At 36.7% G+C, this 16177-nt stretch carries 8 protein-coding genes; 5 read left to right on the forward strand and 3 right to left on the reverse strand.

Features of this window, described 5'->3' with window-relative positions; translation table 11 throughout:
- Positions 1-96: 96 nt before the first annotated feature.
- Entirely contained in the window at positions 97-564 is a 468-nt protein-coding gene (locus tag QFZ87_RS04230) for a hypothetical protein (protein WP_309858112.1), read from the forward strand.
- A 194-nt stretch (positions 565-758) separates the two neighbouring features.
- On the opposite strand, the gene QFZ87_RS04235 is transcribed toward QFZ87_RS04230, so the two are convergent.
- On the reverse strand, positions 759-1961 hold the full coding sequence (locus QFZ87_RS04235) for a HupE/UreJ family protein (RefSeq protein WP_309858113.1): 1203 nt from the start codon (positions 1959-1961) through the stop codon (positions 759-761).
- A 263-nt stretch (positions 1962-2224) separates the two neighbouring features.
- Between QFZ87_RS04235 and QFZ87_RS04240 the strand changes: the two genes are divergently transcribed.
- Positions 2225-8278, forward strand: a complete 6054-nt coding sequence (locus QFZ87_RS04240; protein WP_309858115.1) for a DUF4350 domain-containing protein — start codon at positions 2225-2227, stop codon at positions 8276-8278.
- Positions 8279-8824: 546 nt separating this feature from the next.
- Here the strand turns inward: QFZ87_RS04240 and tagU are convergent.
- The gene (tagU, locus tag QFZ87_RS04245) at positions 8825-9748 is read right to left on the reverse strand and encodes a polyisoprenyl-teichoic acid--peptidoglycan teichoic acid transferase TagU (protein ID WP_309858117.1); all 924 of its coding nucleotides are present in this window, start codon (positions 9746-9748) and stop codon (positions 8825-8827) included.
- A 241-nt stretch (positions 9749-9989) separates the two neighbouring features.
- On the opposite strand from tagU, the gene QFZ87_RS04250 reads away from it, so the two are divergent.
- Entirely contained in the window at positions 9990-10142 is a 153-nt protein-coding gene (locus QFZ87_RS04250; RefSeq protein ID WP_309858119.1) for a hypothetical protein, read from the forward strand.
- 192 nt (positions 10143-10334) lie between these two features.
- Here QFZ87_RS04250 and QFZ87_RS04255 read toward each other — a convergent pair whose 3' ends face one another.
- The gene (locus QFZ87_RS04255) at positions 10335-12638 is read right to left on the reverse strand and encodes an ankyrin repeat domain-containing protein (RefSeq protein ID WP_309858121.1); all 2304 of its coding nucleotides are present in this window, start codon (positions 12636-12638) and stop codon (positions 10335-10337) included.
- Between the two features lie 285 nt (positions 12639-12923).
- On the opposite strand from QFZ87_RS04255, the gene QFZ87_RS04260 reads away from it, so the two are divergent.
- Positions 12924-13700 (forward strand): hypothetical protein, encoded by a 777-nt coding sequence (locus tag QFZ87_RS04260; RefSeq protein WP_309858123.1) that lies wholly within the window; start codon positions 12924-12926, stop codon positions 13698-13700.
- 537 nt (positions 13701-14237) lie between these two features.
- On the forward strand, positions 14238-15722 hold the full coding sequence (locus QFZ87_RS04265; RefSeq protein WP_309858125.1) for a hypothetical protein: 1485 nt from the start codon (positions 14238-14240) through the stop codon (positions 15720-15722).
- The last annotated feature ends 455 nt before the right edge of the window (positions 15723-16177 follow it).

Here is a 16177-nt window from a genome sequence, read left to right on the forward strand (position 1 = left end):
GGATATTTAAATATATAAAATAAATTGAATAAAAAAATAGGGCATTCGACATATTCCTTTATACAGCTATTGAATTAAGGAAAGAGAGGTTTATAAATGGGACTAAATTTTCAGGATTTTTTACATCAAACTAACTTTCTTCCATTAGAGAATGGGGATTGGAAATTAATCACTGTTGATCATACTAACTGTAATACCAAGGTAGTAACATCTCAGATTAGAGAATACCTAAAAGGCTATACGAATGGTATTTATGTATATACTAATCTCCAAAATGAAGTGTACTATGTAGGACAGGGAAAACTAAAAGGTAGGGTTATTAAAAAGTATAAACAAGCTATAAGTGAATCAATTGAAATTCCTTCTCCAAGAGGATTATTTTTTAGAAGTAAGAAAGAAGTTTTGAATGTTTATGTTAGAAATGTGGAGAATTATATGGAACAGATAGCAATAGAAGCAATGTTATCAAATGTGCTTAAACCTAAGTATTTAGATTTCCTTCAAGAGTTTAATGTTTATAAAAAAGCTGGTAAGTTGGAAGAACTATTCAATAAATTAAAATAGATTAAATAATTATACCGTGTTTAGTGTCAGTTGAAAAAATTGTGTGCTTACATAGGTGAGAAGGATTGTTCATTTTTCCTTGTTCCATCTTCCACTGTTATCAAAGTCTAATTAAAATCCAACAAAAAAAGAGCCAAATAAATATTTTGGCTCTTTTTAATTAAAGACCAACCACGAGAACGGCCCCTATTGAGTTAGAAGAATAACCGTTGCACTAGCCAAATGGCTCCTAATGCGACAATCGCGTACGAACCATAGGTCACTATTTTCTTCGAATTTTTCAGCTTAAACATATAAGTTAACAAAGGAAGAAGCGATAATACAACCAATAACTGAACGGCTTCAATTCCCAGATTAAAATTAATTAATGCGACAGCAAGGTGGCTTTTCGGGATCGCCATTTCCCTTAGGATACTGGCAAAACCGAGGCCGTGAATTAAGCCAAAAAGAAACGTGATGCTCCAGCGGTGACGGATTTCTTTTCTGAAAATATTCTCTGCTGCTACATAACAAATACTAAAAGCAATGGTTGCTTCAACAAAACGAGAAGGGAGTGTGACCCATCCTAGAACGGCCAAACTCAGTGTAATACTATGAGCAATCGTAAAGGACGTGACAATTGTTGCATATTGCTTGAAGGTTTGCTTTCTTAGTAATAAGGCAAAAAGAAATAAAAGATGATCATATCCTGTTAAAATGTGAAGAGTGCCCAGTTTGAAAAATGAAAACCACGAAGAAGTAGTTGACTTTTCTACTGGTTTTATTTCCTTTGGCTGTTCTTGAGTAGTCTCAGGTTGTGTTGTTTGACCTTGTTCTTGCTGTACCTCTGTTAATAGAATCGTCCAAGTCCTGTCCTTCCCTTGTAAAACAGCTTCACTTTTTTCCCCCATGTAAGAGGCAGAAAGTAGATTCACATAGTTGGTGGCCGAATCATTGAAATAAAAACCATCATTATAAGAGATGGTTTCACCTGGGGAAAAGGAAGGGAAACTCAAATAAGCTGAAAGAAACTCTTTGTTTTCTTTTTTCACGAGTTTCATCTTCTCAATCTTAGGTGTTACTTCTTTGTTGTCCCGGTCAAGCGTGAGCCCCTCTGTAATCAATTCCTCTAAATGGTGTTTCTCCTTTTTTATTTCTGATTTTTCTAAGACCCAGTTCTTATTTTGATCTAAATCAGGTAGTAATTCTAACAGGGATAAAGTGTCTAACGTAAAGATGATTTCTGTTTTTTCGTTATTTATTGTTATTTGTGTATAACTTGCACTGTAAGCATGCGCCTGGGCTATTTTTGGAATCGAAATAAATAATATGAAGAAGATAGATAGAAACAGGAAGAACCTGCGTTTTATTTCGAATGAAGTCAACTTTTGCTTAATATAAGATTGTGTAGTATTCACAGTAGCCCCCTGATTTTCCTGCGTTAAATTATTCCATTTGTTGCAATGCTAAGCCATTCATTCCTACCCATTACACTCACATTATAAGGGTAATGGTAGATTTAAAGATAGTTTTTTTAGAAAATTTTTAACCCTAGATCTTTCAAACTATATATATTTATTTCTGAAAATTTTGTAGAATGAAAGAGTAATGAATGCTGCAAGGAAAGGTGCGTGGTTCATTACTTTTTTTATCAATAATATATTAAGTGGGTGGTAGATGAATGAAGAGGAGAAGTAGGAAGTTTAAACGCTGGACAAGCATGTTCATGGCAGGACTCCTATTGATCAGTACATTTTTGCCAAGTAGTTTCATTGGCAGAGCATTTGCGGATCAGGCAGATCATGTAGTTATCTCTCAAGTATTTGGCGGGGGAGGTAATAGCGGGGCTCCATACAATAAGGACTTTATCGAATTATACAATCCTACTAATCAGGAAGTCTCTCTAGACGGATGGTCCGTGCAATATGCATCTTCTACGGGAACAACCTGGGGTGTTACTCCTTTAAAGGGATACATTCCAGCCTATGGGTATTACCTAGTTGCAGAAGCGAGTGGAGCGAATGGTATCGACTTACCAACTCCTGACCAAACAGGTCCAAGCGCTATGGCAGCAGGAGCTGGGAAAGTCGCATTATTTAAGGATAAAACCACTGCAGCATCAGGTGCAAAACCAACCGGTGCTATTGATTTAGTGGGATATGGAAGCGGGACAGATTGGTTTGAAGGATCCACTGGTCCAACAGGCACCACTTCAGCTACTAAGAGTGCTCAGCGCAGACCTTATTCAAACACAAACCCAGCTCCAGGGAAAGGGAATGCCTGGGATACGGATGACAACGCAGCAGACTTTTATGTTGGTGCAATTACTTCTGTAAGAAACACGGCAAGCCCAGCTGAAACGCCGATGGTTCCAGTTATTAGTCTACAACCTAAGGGAATCAATATTCAATTTGTTCAAGAAGGTACTTCTCTAACAGTCAAAGGGGCTGTGGATGCAGCAGCACCCAACTCTAGTATTAAAGTATATGAAACTTCAACTAAAGGTACTGCTATAGCAGCTGGTACGGCAGCAGCGGATGGCTCCTTTACAGTTACAGGTACATCTTCTAAAGCTCTATCATCTGTCTTTGTTGCTGCAAAGCAAAGTGATTTAGATGAAAGCGCTACCATTCAAATTGACGTAGCGAAAGCAAGTGCACTTATCACTCAATCTAAATTAAGCTACGCGGTTATCAATGGTCAGGGCTCGTTAATCGGTAACGTAGGTGCATCAGTCGGTGCATCCGAAATTAATGTATACCCGAACGAGACAGCTAATCCGACTGAGAGATTAGTGACAAAAGAACTTAAGTCTGGCACGGCAGGAGATTTCTCAACCACCATTTCTAATGCTCCTGATACCGTCTATGTGACACAAACGACAAGCACTTCTAAAGGTATTATGCTAGAAAGCGCCCCTGTTGCGGTGACTACACCAGACCTATCAGTGGTTTCAAAACTTTCAGATGTTCGCGCATCGGATTCTAAAGGTCAACCTGTCAACCTAAATAAGTATTTTACAGTTGAAGGTGTGGCAAACGTCGATAATCAAATTCTTGGAACACAAAAGCAGAACTTTTATATCCAAGATGATACAGCAGGAATCAACATCTTTCATTCTTCCTTAGTGACACCTTTCAACGTTCTCAAGGGAGATAAATTACAAATTACGGGTAAAGTTATTGTCTACAATGGTTTAACTGAGTTTGAACCTACCTCTATTAAGAAATTGAGTGAAGGTAATCCCGTTCCAGAACCAAGAAACCTTACTATTCTAGATTTAAATACGTACGCAGTGGCTGAACCGCTGGAAGGAAGTCTGGTAACAGTGACAGGAAAAGTGTCAGCTGTAACCGCTTCTGGTGCCAACTATAATGTTACATTTGCAGATGCAAACAATAAAACCACCACATTAAGGGTAATTAGTGCAACAGGTATTGTCCCTGATACGGACCTAGTAATTGGAAAAAGCTATACCGTTACAGGTGTGTTAGGTCAATTCACTTCTAATGCTTCAGCTATAAATGGTTATCAAGTCTACCCTCGTGATGAGCAGGACATTGCACCTATTCTTGGCATTACGCATACAGCCATTACAACCTTATATAAGGGTGTAAGTGTTGAATTTGCGGCCAATGCAGATGGTGCAGATTCAGTAACTACTTACTACAGAGCTACTGGTACAACTAACTATACAGTCTTACCGATGACCAAAGGCAGTGAGGGACGTTATACGGTAACGTTAGATGCAGCCGATGTTCCACAAAACGGATTTGAATACTATATTGAAGCAAAAGCTGGTGTTCAGGTAGAATCGGTTGGAACAAGCGAGTCGCCGAATCCGGTAACGTTAATCGAGGATACGTTCGGACCTACGATTAACGGTGAAAAACCACAGGCTGATACAAGAGTCGAAAGTCCAACCCCTGAGATTACTGCTTTGATTAACGATCCAAGCGGAGTAGACGAAACTACTGTCCAAATGTGGTTAGATGGGCAAGAGCTTACCGCTCCAAATGCGACAATCAGTAAAACACAGGTGAAATACACGCCTGAAGAAGAACTTGCACTTGGTGTACACACGGTGAAGGTTTCTGCTAAAGACGTAAAAGGAAATGCAACGGAAAAAACTTGGACATTTGAAATTGTTCCACGTTTTACAGGTGGTAACCATTATCGTGGTACCACACACAACCATACGAATATTTCACATGATGGTGCGGGAACTCCGGAGGATGCATTAAAAGCTGGTAAAGCCCATCATTATGATTGGTTCGCTTTCTCAGATCACTCACATGATATCGACCCAGAAAAATTGGGAACAGATACGGTTGTCCGCAACGGGATGCAAGAACGTTCTGGCGGCGATCAGTGGCAATTAACGAAAGACTTGGCAACTCGCTATACAAATAGTGATTATGTCGTATTCCCTGCTTTTGAAATGACCTCTACAACATGGGGACATTCTAATATCTTTGGATCAGATAATTTCATTGATCGAAATATTAATGGAAAGCAATATCAAGACTTAAGCCAGTATTATGCATGGGTGATGACCTATGACGATATCGTTGGCCAATTTAATCATCCAGATATGTCGGCCAATGCCTTTAATAATTTCAAGCCATACAACAAAGATGTAGATAAACTATTTACTATGTTAGAAGTGGGCAATGGCTCGGGACACTATGGGTATGCTAATGCTGAAAACAAATTCTTCTCAGCACTTGATCTTGGTTGGCACGTTGCACCTACTTATGGGGAAGATAACCATGAAGGTACTTGGGGCCAAGTAAATGCTCGTACGGTTATTGTTGCGGACGATCTTTCTCAAGTATCTCTTCTTCATTCCATGCGTAATATGCGGGTGTACATGGAAGAAGATTCAAACTTTACGTTGGATGTTTTAGCCAATGGATACTATATGGGATCCACTGTAGATAGCAAAACACTTAAGTTTAAAATTTCTGGTAGTGACCTTGTTGCGGAAGAACATAATGCAACGGACTATAACTATCTACCAACAACTTATAAGTCTGATGACAGAATCTCTAAGGTTGAATTGATTACAAATGGTGGAGCGGTCGTTGCTTCTACTTCACCAATGGAAAAAGATTTTACCTGGTCACCAACCTACACGGTAACAGGCGGCCAGCAGTGGTTTGTTGTTAAGGTTACCCAAATGGATGGAGAACGAATTTACTCTTCACCTATTTGGTCAAAAGAAGAATCTGTCGATGTGAAAGTGAACAGTATTGATATCGATGGTGATGTGATCGTTGGCGGCAACCCTGCCACATTAAAAGCGACGGTTGCTAATAACGGTACAGAAGTGGTGGAAAACCTAAAAGTAGATTTCTATTATGATGAAGTAAAACCAGAGAATTTTATTGGAACAAATAATATTTCATCTATTTTAACTAAGAGCTCAGCAACTGCTTCTACTACATGGGCAAGCCCAATCAAAGGCGATCATCAGTTAATTGTTGTTGTTACATCGAATGATGGCCTAGATCTTGGTGAAGTGAAATATTCCTTACCAGTAAAAATTAAAGAGCCGCTAGGTATAAAAGTATTAATCGATGCCAACCACGGCAATGAAAATACAAGCAGCGACAGCGGCACCTATAAAAATAACCTAAAATCCTTCACCCTAATGCTGCAAAAAGAGGGCTACACGGTAACAGAAAATAAAACAGCTCTTACAGATGCGGTGTTAAGTAATGTGAAAGTATTAGTGCTTACTAATGCAAGAATCGCTTTGACAGCTGAGGAAAATGCAGCAGTGGCTAAATTCGTGAAAAACGGTGGTTCCTTATTGATGGCTGGTAAGAGTAATAACAGTACAGACCCAACCATTAATAACGCATTGCTAGATGAAATTGGTTCTTCCATTCGAATGGGTAACGATGGAGTGTTTGATGATAGTAAGAGCGGAAACTTCTGGAGTGATCCAAAGGTAAGCCCTTATGCCGTTAGATTACATCCAGGTCTTGTTTCCAATTATATTACGGACCGCGTTTCATTCATCGATTACTATAGTGGTGGAAGTTTATCAGGAGCTAATAATCAGCCATTAACGCAAGATGGCAAGGTCGTTATTTTAGCAAAAGGTAACGAAACAACTTATCAAGGAAATATCCAAGACGGCTACACATATGATTCTGTTTCAGATACATCTGGCGGATCTGCGATTCCTTTGATTGCATCCGAAGAAATCGGTACTAACGGTCGTGTGATTATCTCAGGTATGAACATCTTTAATGACAAGCAAATGGATGAATCCTATGAGCCAAAAGGTAATGACGAATTTACTTTCAATGCAGTGAACTGGTTAGCTCATCGTGAAACAAAGATCGCTAAGATTGGTGATGCACGTAAGTTAGGGGATGGTACAGAAGTTGCAGTGGAAGGTACGGTTGTAACGGGAGCAGGCAATTTCTTTGATGCTTTCTACGTTCAAGATGAAACCGGTGGGATCATGGCCTTCCTTGAAGTTCCAGAAGGTTCTTTAAAACAAGGCGACAAAGTACGTGTATATGGTCATATCAAGACATTTGAAAATAACAAAGAATTAGAGTTTACAAGTTTTGCTAAAGATGTCATTAAACTTGGAACGGGTGAACTCGTACAGCCGAAATTTGTGGCAACTGGAGAAGCGACATCTGAAGCAAACCAAGGGCTTCTTGTTAAAGTAAAAGGAACGGTAAAATCGAAATACGATGAAAATTCGTATGTGATTAATGATGGTTCGGGCGATGTGTTAGTATTTACTGACGGATACATCGTTAACCAAAGTGGACCAGTTCCAGCTCTTAAGAAAGGTGACGTGTTAGAAGCGGTGGGTCTTTCAGGAGCTTATGCACAGGGTCTTCGCATCCGTGTAAGAGATACGAGAGAGTTGGTTGGAACACCAGATATTACGGCACCAGAAGCACCAGTTGTTGATGGTGTGACTGATGCAGATCTAGTGATCAAAGGTACAACGGAAGAAAATGCAAGAGTGATTGCAAAAGTTGATGGTCAAGTGATTGGCGCAGCAACAGCTGATGCAGAAGGTAAGTTTTCGATCGCAATTGAAAAGCAAGCAGCTGGCACAAAGATTGTCCTAACGGCAGCTGATGAAGCGGGCAACGTAAGTGCAGGAGCAGAAATAACAGTAAGCGATATAACAGCACCGACAGCACCAGTTGTTAACCGTGTGACGGATCAAGATGTAGTCATCACGGGTACAGCAGAGGTAGGTGCGGAAATATCAGCAAAGGTAAATGGAGTAGAAATTGGCAAAGCAACAGCTGATGCTCAAGGAAATTTCACTCTGGCTATTGCGAAGCAAGCAGCAGGAGCTAAGGTTTACGTAACAGCAACTGACGCAGCAGGTAATGTTAGCCTGGCGGCTGAGGTAACTGTACAAGATGAAAAAGTAACTAAAGTTAGCGTAACCATTGATAAGCCAAGCTCACAGCATTTTAAAGAGCCAATTACATTTACTGCAACCTCAGAAGGAAGCAGAAGTCCAGAATATCGCTTTTATATTCTTGATGAAAAAGGAAATCTAACCCTTTTACAAGATTATGGGGCAAACAATACGGTAACCTGGACACCTAAAAAGCCAGGATCGTATGCAGTCATCGTTCAAGCGAAGGACAAGTACAACTTTGGATTATTCTCCTACTATTATGAGGCACAAACCGTTATGACTTTTGATGTTGTAGCTGGAAAAGGAAAACAATAGAATAAAGTGATTAAAGTGGAAAGAGCAGCAACATAGCTCTTTCCACTTTTTTATATGAATGGTTTGACAGTTTAAACAGCGGTCAGTCTCTCACACTTTAAGTAGTGGGCTCTCACTGTAATTTTGTGGATTTGTTCGGACAGGAATTGTGCCCAACCGTTATGAGTAAGTATATGTTTTTTACTTAGGTATCATAAATACAGTTATTAAACAGACGAGTGAACTCGTTGTGGGAAAGAAGAGTGCATAAAATTCCTAGTCATTCTTAAAGATTGGTAATTTACTATGTGTTTCTATCATTATTTGAAGGTGTTTTCTAAACCAATTAAAAAAATAGGCCTCCCTAATCACACCAATGTACAAAAATTTAATTAAAAATATAAACTACGCTACTTAAATAGTCACGCTGCTTTGCTAACTATTTTGCAAGTTGCATTCGTTAGCTTTCTGACGATTTTATATTGTTAATTAAAACTACAACTGATACATATGCCTCATTTCAATAAAAAACTGAATGGATGGTCACATCCACTCAGTTTTGGTTCATTAATTTAGTTCTAATTGTGTTTTTAATTCATTTTGGATACGTTGCTTTTCGTCTGATGAAACTAATCCATAATAAATTCTATCAATTTTTGTACCTGTTTCTTTTATTTCCATTTGCTGAATGTTTTTTCCTGCATCTTTATAATTCTTCTGTATATCCATTAACTGATCAAAAGTTAGATTTGTTTTCACATTTTTACCTAAAACGGTAAAAATGTCTGAAAAATTAGTCAAGCTAGATAAAGTAGCTCCCTCTTTAATAACCCCTTGAATAATTTGACGCTGCCTAGATTGGCGTCCAAAGTCTCCTCTTGGGTCTTCATACCGCATTCTAGTGAAGCTTAACGCTTGTTTACCATTTAGAGTTAGTTGTCCTTCAGTGAAATGGAATCCATCTTGAGTAAAATCCAAATCATTCTGAACAGTAATTCCACCAACAGCATCGACAATATCCTTAAATCCTTCCATATTCACCTTCATATAGTAGTCAATAGGTATATCAAGGAAATTCTCCACGGTATCCATCGCCATCGGAATACCGCCAAAAGCATAGGCATGATTAATCTTATCTTCTTTTCCTTTACCTACTATCTCCGTACGAGTATCACGAGGAATACTTAGCATTTTTACAGATTTATTGTTTGGATTAACTGTTAACACAATCACTGTATCAGAACGTCCTTTATCGCCTTTCCGTTCATCCACTCCTAACATTAATACAGAAAAGGGATCTTTTTCTTTAAATGCCACAGGTTCCTGACGTTTTTCTGATGTTTTTCTCTCAATTGGTTGATGCATGGTGTCTACAGCATTTTTTAAAGAGTGATAGACAGTGTATGCATAAACTCCGACACCTATTAATAATAGTAATGTGACTATCCCAATTATTTTAAACCACTTGTTTTTCTTCTTCTGGGTTCTCATTCGACAAATCCTCCAAAATTCACACATATTTTGCATATATCTATATAATAGCAAAAAAATAGGAAAAAAGTAATTAAAAGTAATGGGAATTTGTTGGCTATGATGCCAGGCACCGCTCGAATTTTGTCGAAGAATCATAGACCATTATGTAGATTGATAGTGATAGAATGTAGTTGCAACTGAATATTGTTGGGGTGGTTGGTTGTTCGCTTCTTTCCGTTAAGGGAAGGAGGTGATAATCATGGAAGCATTTCTTGAAATTTCACGAGATGTTCTGAAGGGGATTATGCGTGAAGTTAGTGCTTATTTCTTTCGGAAAACGGTTCTAGAACACAAGAAAATCACCCTGAGCCGTAGGAAGCAAAAGGGTGATTCTCACAAAAATAAACCTTAAACAACCATCACCCTGACGGTAGAGGTTGCAATGGAGAAGTGTTAGAGCACTTCTCTTTTTTATTATATATCCATTATATACAAAAACATTCCCATTTAAAAGTTGTATTTGTCCAACTTTTCGGGTTCAGATCAGTAGAAGGTGGCTTTAAGGATTTATCACTGTCACAGTTTTTTCCAGTTTATTAACCTATTAATTACCTGATGCTGCATTATAGATATCAAGGTATTCTGGCTCCATCTCATTCTTTGAAATCTTCCTAAATTCTTCATTTAGAATTTGGGAATCGTTGTGGTCAAGATGTTGTACATTAATTGAATTAGCAGAATTGATCTTAATGATAAAACCTCTTACAGCATTCGTTTTATAAAACCCCTTAGAAGTGTAGGTTGGAGGAGCAGGCCTTTTTAGAGTTGCTATAGAATTACCGACTAACTCTAAATCACCTTCTTTTACGTTATTCTCTCCAGCACCTTGAGTCCATTTTGATTCAAAATATATTCTCCAAGAAGGAACAGAACCATAATTATTTTTAACGACATATATATACCTAACGTCGTGGGTTGTATTATTTAATGGAGGTACTCGTTTCCATACCCCAATTAAACTATCCACTTTCTTACTTAGCAAGCTGGGCTCTGATGGCTTTTGAGATGTAGAAGGTGTTTCTGTGTTTTTAGTAATGGATGAAGAATTCGTATTCGAAGTCGAAGTCATAGTCAATTGTTGAGTTTGTGAACTAACAGCTTGCTTCGAACTTAAACGCTTCTTCTCAGCTTGAAATTCCTCTTCTGATACCTTTGTAAAATCACTATTCAATACTTTTATTTCTTTATCATTAACGGGTGTAAATGTGTTAGTTCCAGGAACCATTTGAACTACTTTTTCACTATCTCCTGAATATAAAGCCATATACCAGCTTCCGGTATTGTCTTTATTGATTTCCAGGATTTGTTCAGGACTTTCCTTTTTCTCTTTCCAATACCCAATATAACTAGGAAGCATAATTTCAAATAAAGACCTACTCTTGAATTGTAATAGGACAGACTCAAAATCGAGCATATTGGCTTCATGAGCCAATTCAATGGGATATTTTTTGTTAGTATCGATTTGATTTGGACTGGCTCCTGATTCAAGCAACAATTTAGCCATACTTACATTTTTCTTTTGTATAGAGGTATGAAGTGGGTATTTACCACCCTCGGATTGTAAGTTAGGATCTGCTCCATGATCAAGCAGCATTTTAACAGCTTCCATATTATTTTGTTCTATAGCATGAATTAAAAATGTCTCTCCTTCTGGAAGTTGAAGATTAGGATTCATACCGCTTTCCATGAAAAGTCGTAACAATTGACTATTGTTACTTTCACTTAACTTTTTCAAAGTTTTAGCTGTTAAGTCAGACACGTTCTTATCCTTTAATAGTGCCTTAATAAAATATAAATCTTGCTTTTCAACAGCGACGTCTAATGAGCTGTTACCTTTCCTATCCTTTAAAAAAGGGTCAGCACCGTTAGTAATAAGTGACCGGAATAAATCCCGATTATTTTTCTGAATGGACAAGTTGATTGCAAGTTTACCTTCGCCTGATTTAATGTTTGGGTCTACTCCCAAAGTGATTAGGCTTTCTATTCGCTTTGTATCCTCTTTATCAATCGCTTTTTTAAAAGAATATTCTTGAAAGGATTCTCCTTTATATTCCATGGTAGAATGTAAAAAATAATGATCAATGGGTGATAACATAAATTTTCCCGTTGCAAAAGCAACCGTTCCATTTAGTAACAAAAACAGAACAATCATAGCAGCAATTGCTATGGCTCCTATTTTCATCTTAAATATACCCTGTTTTTGTCTATTTGAATGCTTATCTCTTAACATTTGCCAATTAGCACTTCTTGTTCTTTCTTGTGCATGTCCTGGAGCAACTCTTGGTGAAGTTTCTTCATTGGCCTGAGCGTTAGGATTTAAAACAATGGAATTATTCTTTTTGACTCGTTGTAACTCTTTATCTAGTTCTATCAACTTTTCTTTAAATGCTTGTTCAAGTTCCTCATATATTATTGGAGCACTGTTGGAAATTTGTTGTTCCATTGGAGGAACATAATCTGGAGATGTAACGCTTGATTCTACATAGGTACTAAGAAACCAAACAATCAAGTCAAATGAGTATCTTGATAATTGCAGGGCTGATTTTTTATCTCCATATCCAGCGGTATGGACAGCTGTGTTTCCCTCTTTTCGAATTAATTCTAGTTTCTCATAGATTTCATTCGTTATTATTTCCTTCTCTTTTAGCAACACTAAACACTTGTATTGACCCTTAAGTAGTGTTAGTCCTTCCAAAGCAAATATTGCTTTTGTTAAAGTCTCTCCAAGCATTCTTAACTTTACTATTGCAGTATTAGGGTCTTGATAAATATTATTTTCTGCAGTTTTAGCTAGATACTCTATAACTTCCCAGTCTTTTGGGATAAATGAAAAATTACGATTTTCCAATGACCTTTCTCCCCACTAAATCATTTCTAAATCTGGAAATCTTAAAATTTAGGTACTTATCTATTTTATCAGAATCATGTATAGGTAGAAACAGGATAAGCAATCATATTTTCTTTGTGCTACACCTAATATTGCTAGACCAAGACCTCCCATCTAGTACCTTCTTTGATTTTGGTAAATGCTTTTTAAGGATAATAAACAATTGGTCATTTTTTCCGAAAATAAGAAATAAGGGAAGAATCGATAGTAGTAGATTGTTCTAAAGAAGTTTAGGGAGGAATTAAATTGAGTTTTGAAGTTCTGGGGATGATAGGATTTATATTATGGCTGATAAAGACAGTTTCAGCATTAGCCGTTTGGATCCTGCTTTTCCTCTTGATTTTTAAAAAGAATAGAAAGAAAACATTGGGGAGGATGCTGCTTACGGTCCTTATTATGGGATGTTGTGCATGGGGGGAAGAGAAGGTCGCCCATCATATTATAGATAACGGGATCATTCCTCAAAATAAGATATTATATAAGTATATAAAAGGTTTTATCCAAGAAAAACAAGAATCAAAAGTAATCCCAACCGCACAACCGCCCATCCAACAAAACACTAACACAGTGTTAGCGGAGGCAACTAATATGGATGCCTCATCTGAGGAGGATTCATATAAAGATAATAAAGAAAGGTTAGTTAAGAAAATAACAACGATTAATGGGAAAGAGGTCTCGTTTGGTGATACCTATGAACAAATTCTAAATCTCCTTGGTGAACCAGATGAACAAAATTATGCTGACGGACAAATGGATTTAACCTACGGAGATGTTATTCTTCATTTGACAGATTTCTTTAACATGCCAGGCGATGATGATATCCAGCTCACCAACATAGAGCGTGTAGACCTGTTTCATACAACAAAGGATGTCTTTTCCTCTTTAGGAGAACCCATTGGTGAAGAATCTAGTGAAGATTTACATACTACTATTTTGAAATATGATGTAGATGGGTACTTATTTAGAGCGTATGAAGAGGACGATGCTACCATTTCGAAGATTGATTTTTGTATACCGGATTGAATAGTTTAATTAGGAGCCTGACTATGCAAGAACACTATTATTTTCATATTTTAATGTGTCTGTAATAGTTCTTAATTTGTCTGTAACGGCTGTTTAATGTTGTTTCTGTATGATTAGTCTTATATCATCAAAACAACTTAAGGAGTTGGACTAAATGAGAAAATTGCAAGCTTTTCTTTGTTACTTACGAAAACATCATAAATACAACTATTATACAGATATGTGCATAAAGTGCGGAAAGAAAAGAGAAATGATATAGCCCCCATTTTAAATAAATGTAGTATGTCCGGCTCTCATAGAGTCGGATATTTTTTTACCCAAAACCATTTCTTAACACGAAGTACCTGTCCAAAAGAATCAGCCTGTGAAAAAGTGATATCCATCGGGATAATTTGTAAATTTTAATCGAGATTTTTGGTAAAATAAATTAGTAGGCTTTACTGACTAGGAATAATATACCATCCTCATAAAAGTAAGATGCATAAAATATGCTAAAATAACTGTGGTAATTAAAATCATAATTTTGAGGTGTGAAAATTGATAATTGAGGGGTTAACTGCATACATAACTGGAAAGGTTCTATATGATTCTTCCAAAAAAATAGCAGGGAAAATAAAGGATGCTGGAGTGAAGGTGTTCTTTGAGGAAAGGGTAGAAGGTATATATAAAGAACTGCAACAAAAATTAAATAAAAAAGATGCAGAACGAAAATTTCAAAATCATGATCTTCAAAGAGCAGTAATTAGTAGTTTCTATAAATCAATAATGAGAATCACTGATGAATTTTTACAACAAAGCATTGTTCTCTCAAATGAGGTTAGAGTAAATTTAAATGAGATACATCATGCTGTTAATTCTATACAGAAAGATTTAAATGTTAGATTAAAAGAATTAAAAGACGAAAAAGATCCAAGTCTACTTGATTTTGAAGAAACCAGCTTACTTATAAATCCTACCTTCCATGAGCAAAGTGAAGAAGTTGAACAATTTTTATGCGAAAAAACGAAGAGGGAGTTTAACATTGATAGTCCTCTTTATGGGAAATTAATTAAGGAACATTTATATGATTATATTTCTCGGTTTTTTGCACTTGAGATTAAGGAAAACCCAAGGGTTTATAATATATTTACTGCCCAGTCCATGGTGGACAATAAATTTATGTTAGAGGAAATCCAAGTAGCAGCGAATTTAATTGCTGATTTAACCATTGAAACCAATGAAAATGTGAAATTAATTTTAGAAATGATGATAGAAATGAGATCGTTGCTTAATGGTTCAACTAGGAATGACATCATTGTTAATTCAAATGTGGAACCTATTCAAAATAAGGAAATAGGTAAAGATGTTGAGGAACACTTTAATGAACCCGCTGTTTCTCAGGTCATGTTAGATTATAGACGTTTACAATTTAGAATTGATAATGCAGAACTCTTGGAAGATCTTGAGAACTTAAATGAGCTTTTATTTAAAGCATCTATTCCTTTACTTGAGAATGCGTCAGCTATTAAAGAATTTTTGGCTAACATTGAGTATTTAGAAAACATAGTAGCCCAAACAAGCCTGGAGGAACAACTATCCACCTATCATCAAAAAATAGATGCCATTGATACAAATGATGGTAAAGCATTAATTAACCTAATAAACATAACGGATGAACATCCTTTGAAACCATATAGAATTGATTATAAGAATACTTTTGTAGAAAAGTATCAATTTGATATCATCATAGATATTATGAATTTATTAATGAAATCTAAGGAATATTATAGTCTTAAGATTAAACATGGATTTAGATTGAAGTTAAAAATAGATCAGATTATTTCAGAACTTAAAGAAATACAAGTTAAAGTGGATAAAGGGTCTACTTACTATATTAAACACTCCTATACGGGTATTTTCCCACTCGAGAATTATATTTATGAAGGGTTAATAGAATGTGTAAACATTTTGAACAATATTGGTCTTGAATTAATGAGAGAACAAGAAATAATTAGTAAAAACCTTCATAGATATTTATTGTAGGAATGAAGATTGTTTAGAATTGGTAGAGTTTGCTAACAGTACCGACTAACCTGGTACCCATGTCAATCGATCTGAAGTACACCGGCCTAAGGATGAAAAAGGGACCGTCCGATGATTCGTTTCAGACGGAAGAAATCACGGGTCGGGAAGAAAGCAGAACCGAAGCTGTCAATGAGGTAATGCTCAAGTATTATGGCATAAAGGATTACGTTGGGTGGTAAATGTTTTAAACATCTTTAACGGTTTATTCATAGTTTGTTCATACAATAGAGGTATAGTAAGTACATGAAAACGAGATGCATATCTTACTTTTCTAGACCCCCTTTTAATTATATTTGTATTGTACGTCCGGCTTCTCTTATGGAGCTGGATCTTTTTTTGTCTATGAAGGACAAAATGAGGCTCCGCCCGGCAAAAATTGTCCTTCATCACGCCGATGAAAGACAAAATCCGGC

This window comes from Bacillus sp. SLBN-46, from assembly GCF_031453555.1.
GTDB lineage: Bacteria > Bacillota > Bacilli > Bacillales > Cytobacillaceae > Neobacillus.

Coding starts and splice junctions, on each gene's coding strand:
- QFZ87_RS04230 (WP_309858112.1), top strand. CDS start 97: ATGGGACTAAATTTTCAGGATTTTTTACATCAAACTAACTTTCTTCCA.
- QFZ87_RS04240 (WP_309858115.1), top strand. CDS start 2,225: ATGAAGAGGAGAAGTAGGAAGTTTAAACGCTGGACAAGCATGTTCATG.
- tagU (WP_309858117.1), bottom strand. CDS start 9,748: ATGAGAACCCAGAAGAAGAAAAACAAGTGGTTTAAAATAATTGGGATA.
- QFZ87_RS04250 (WP_309858119.1), top strand. CDS start 9,990: ATGGAAGCATTTCTTGAAATTTCACGAGATGTTCTGAAGGGGATTATG.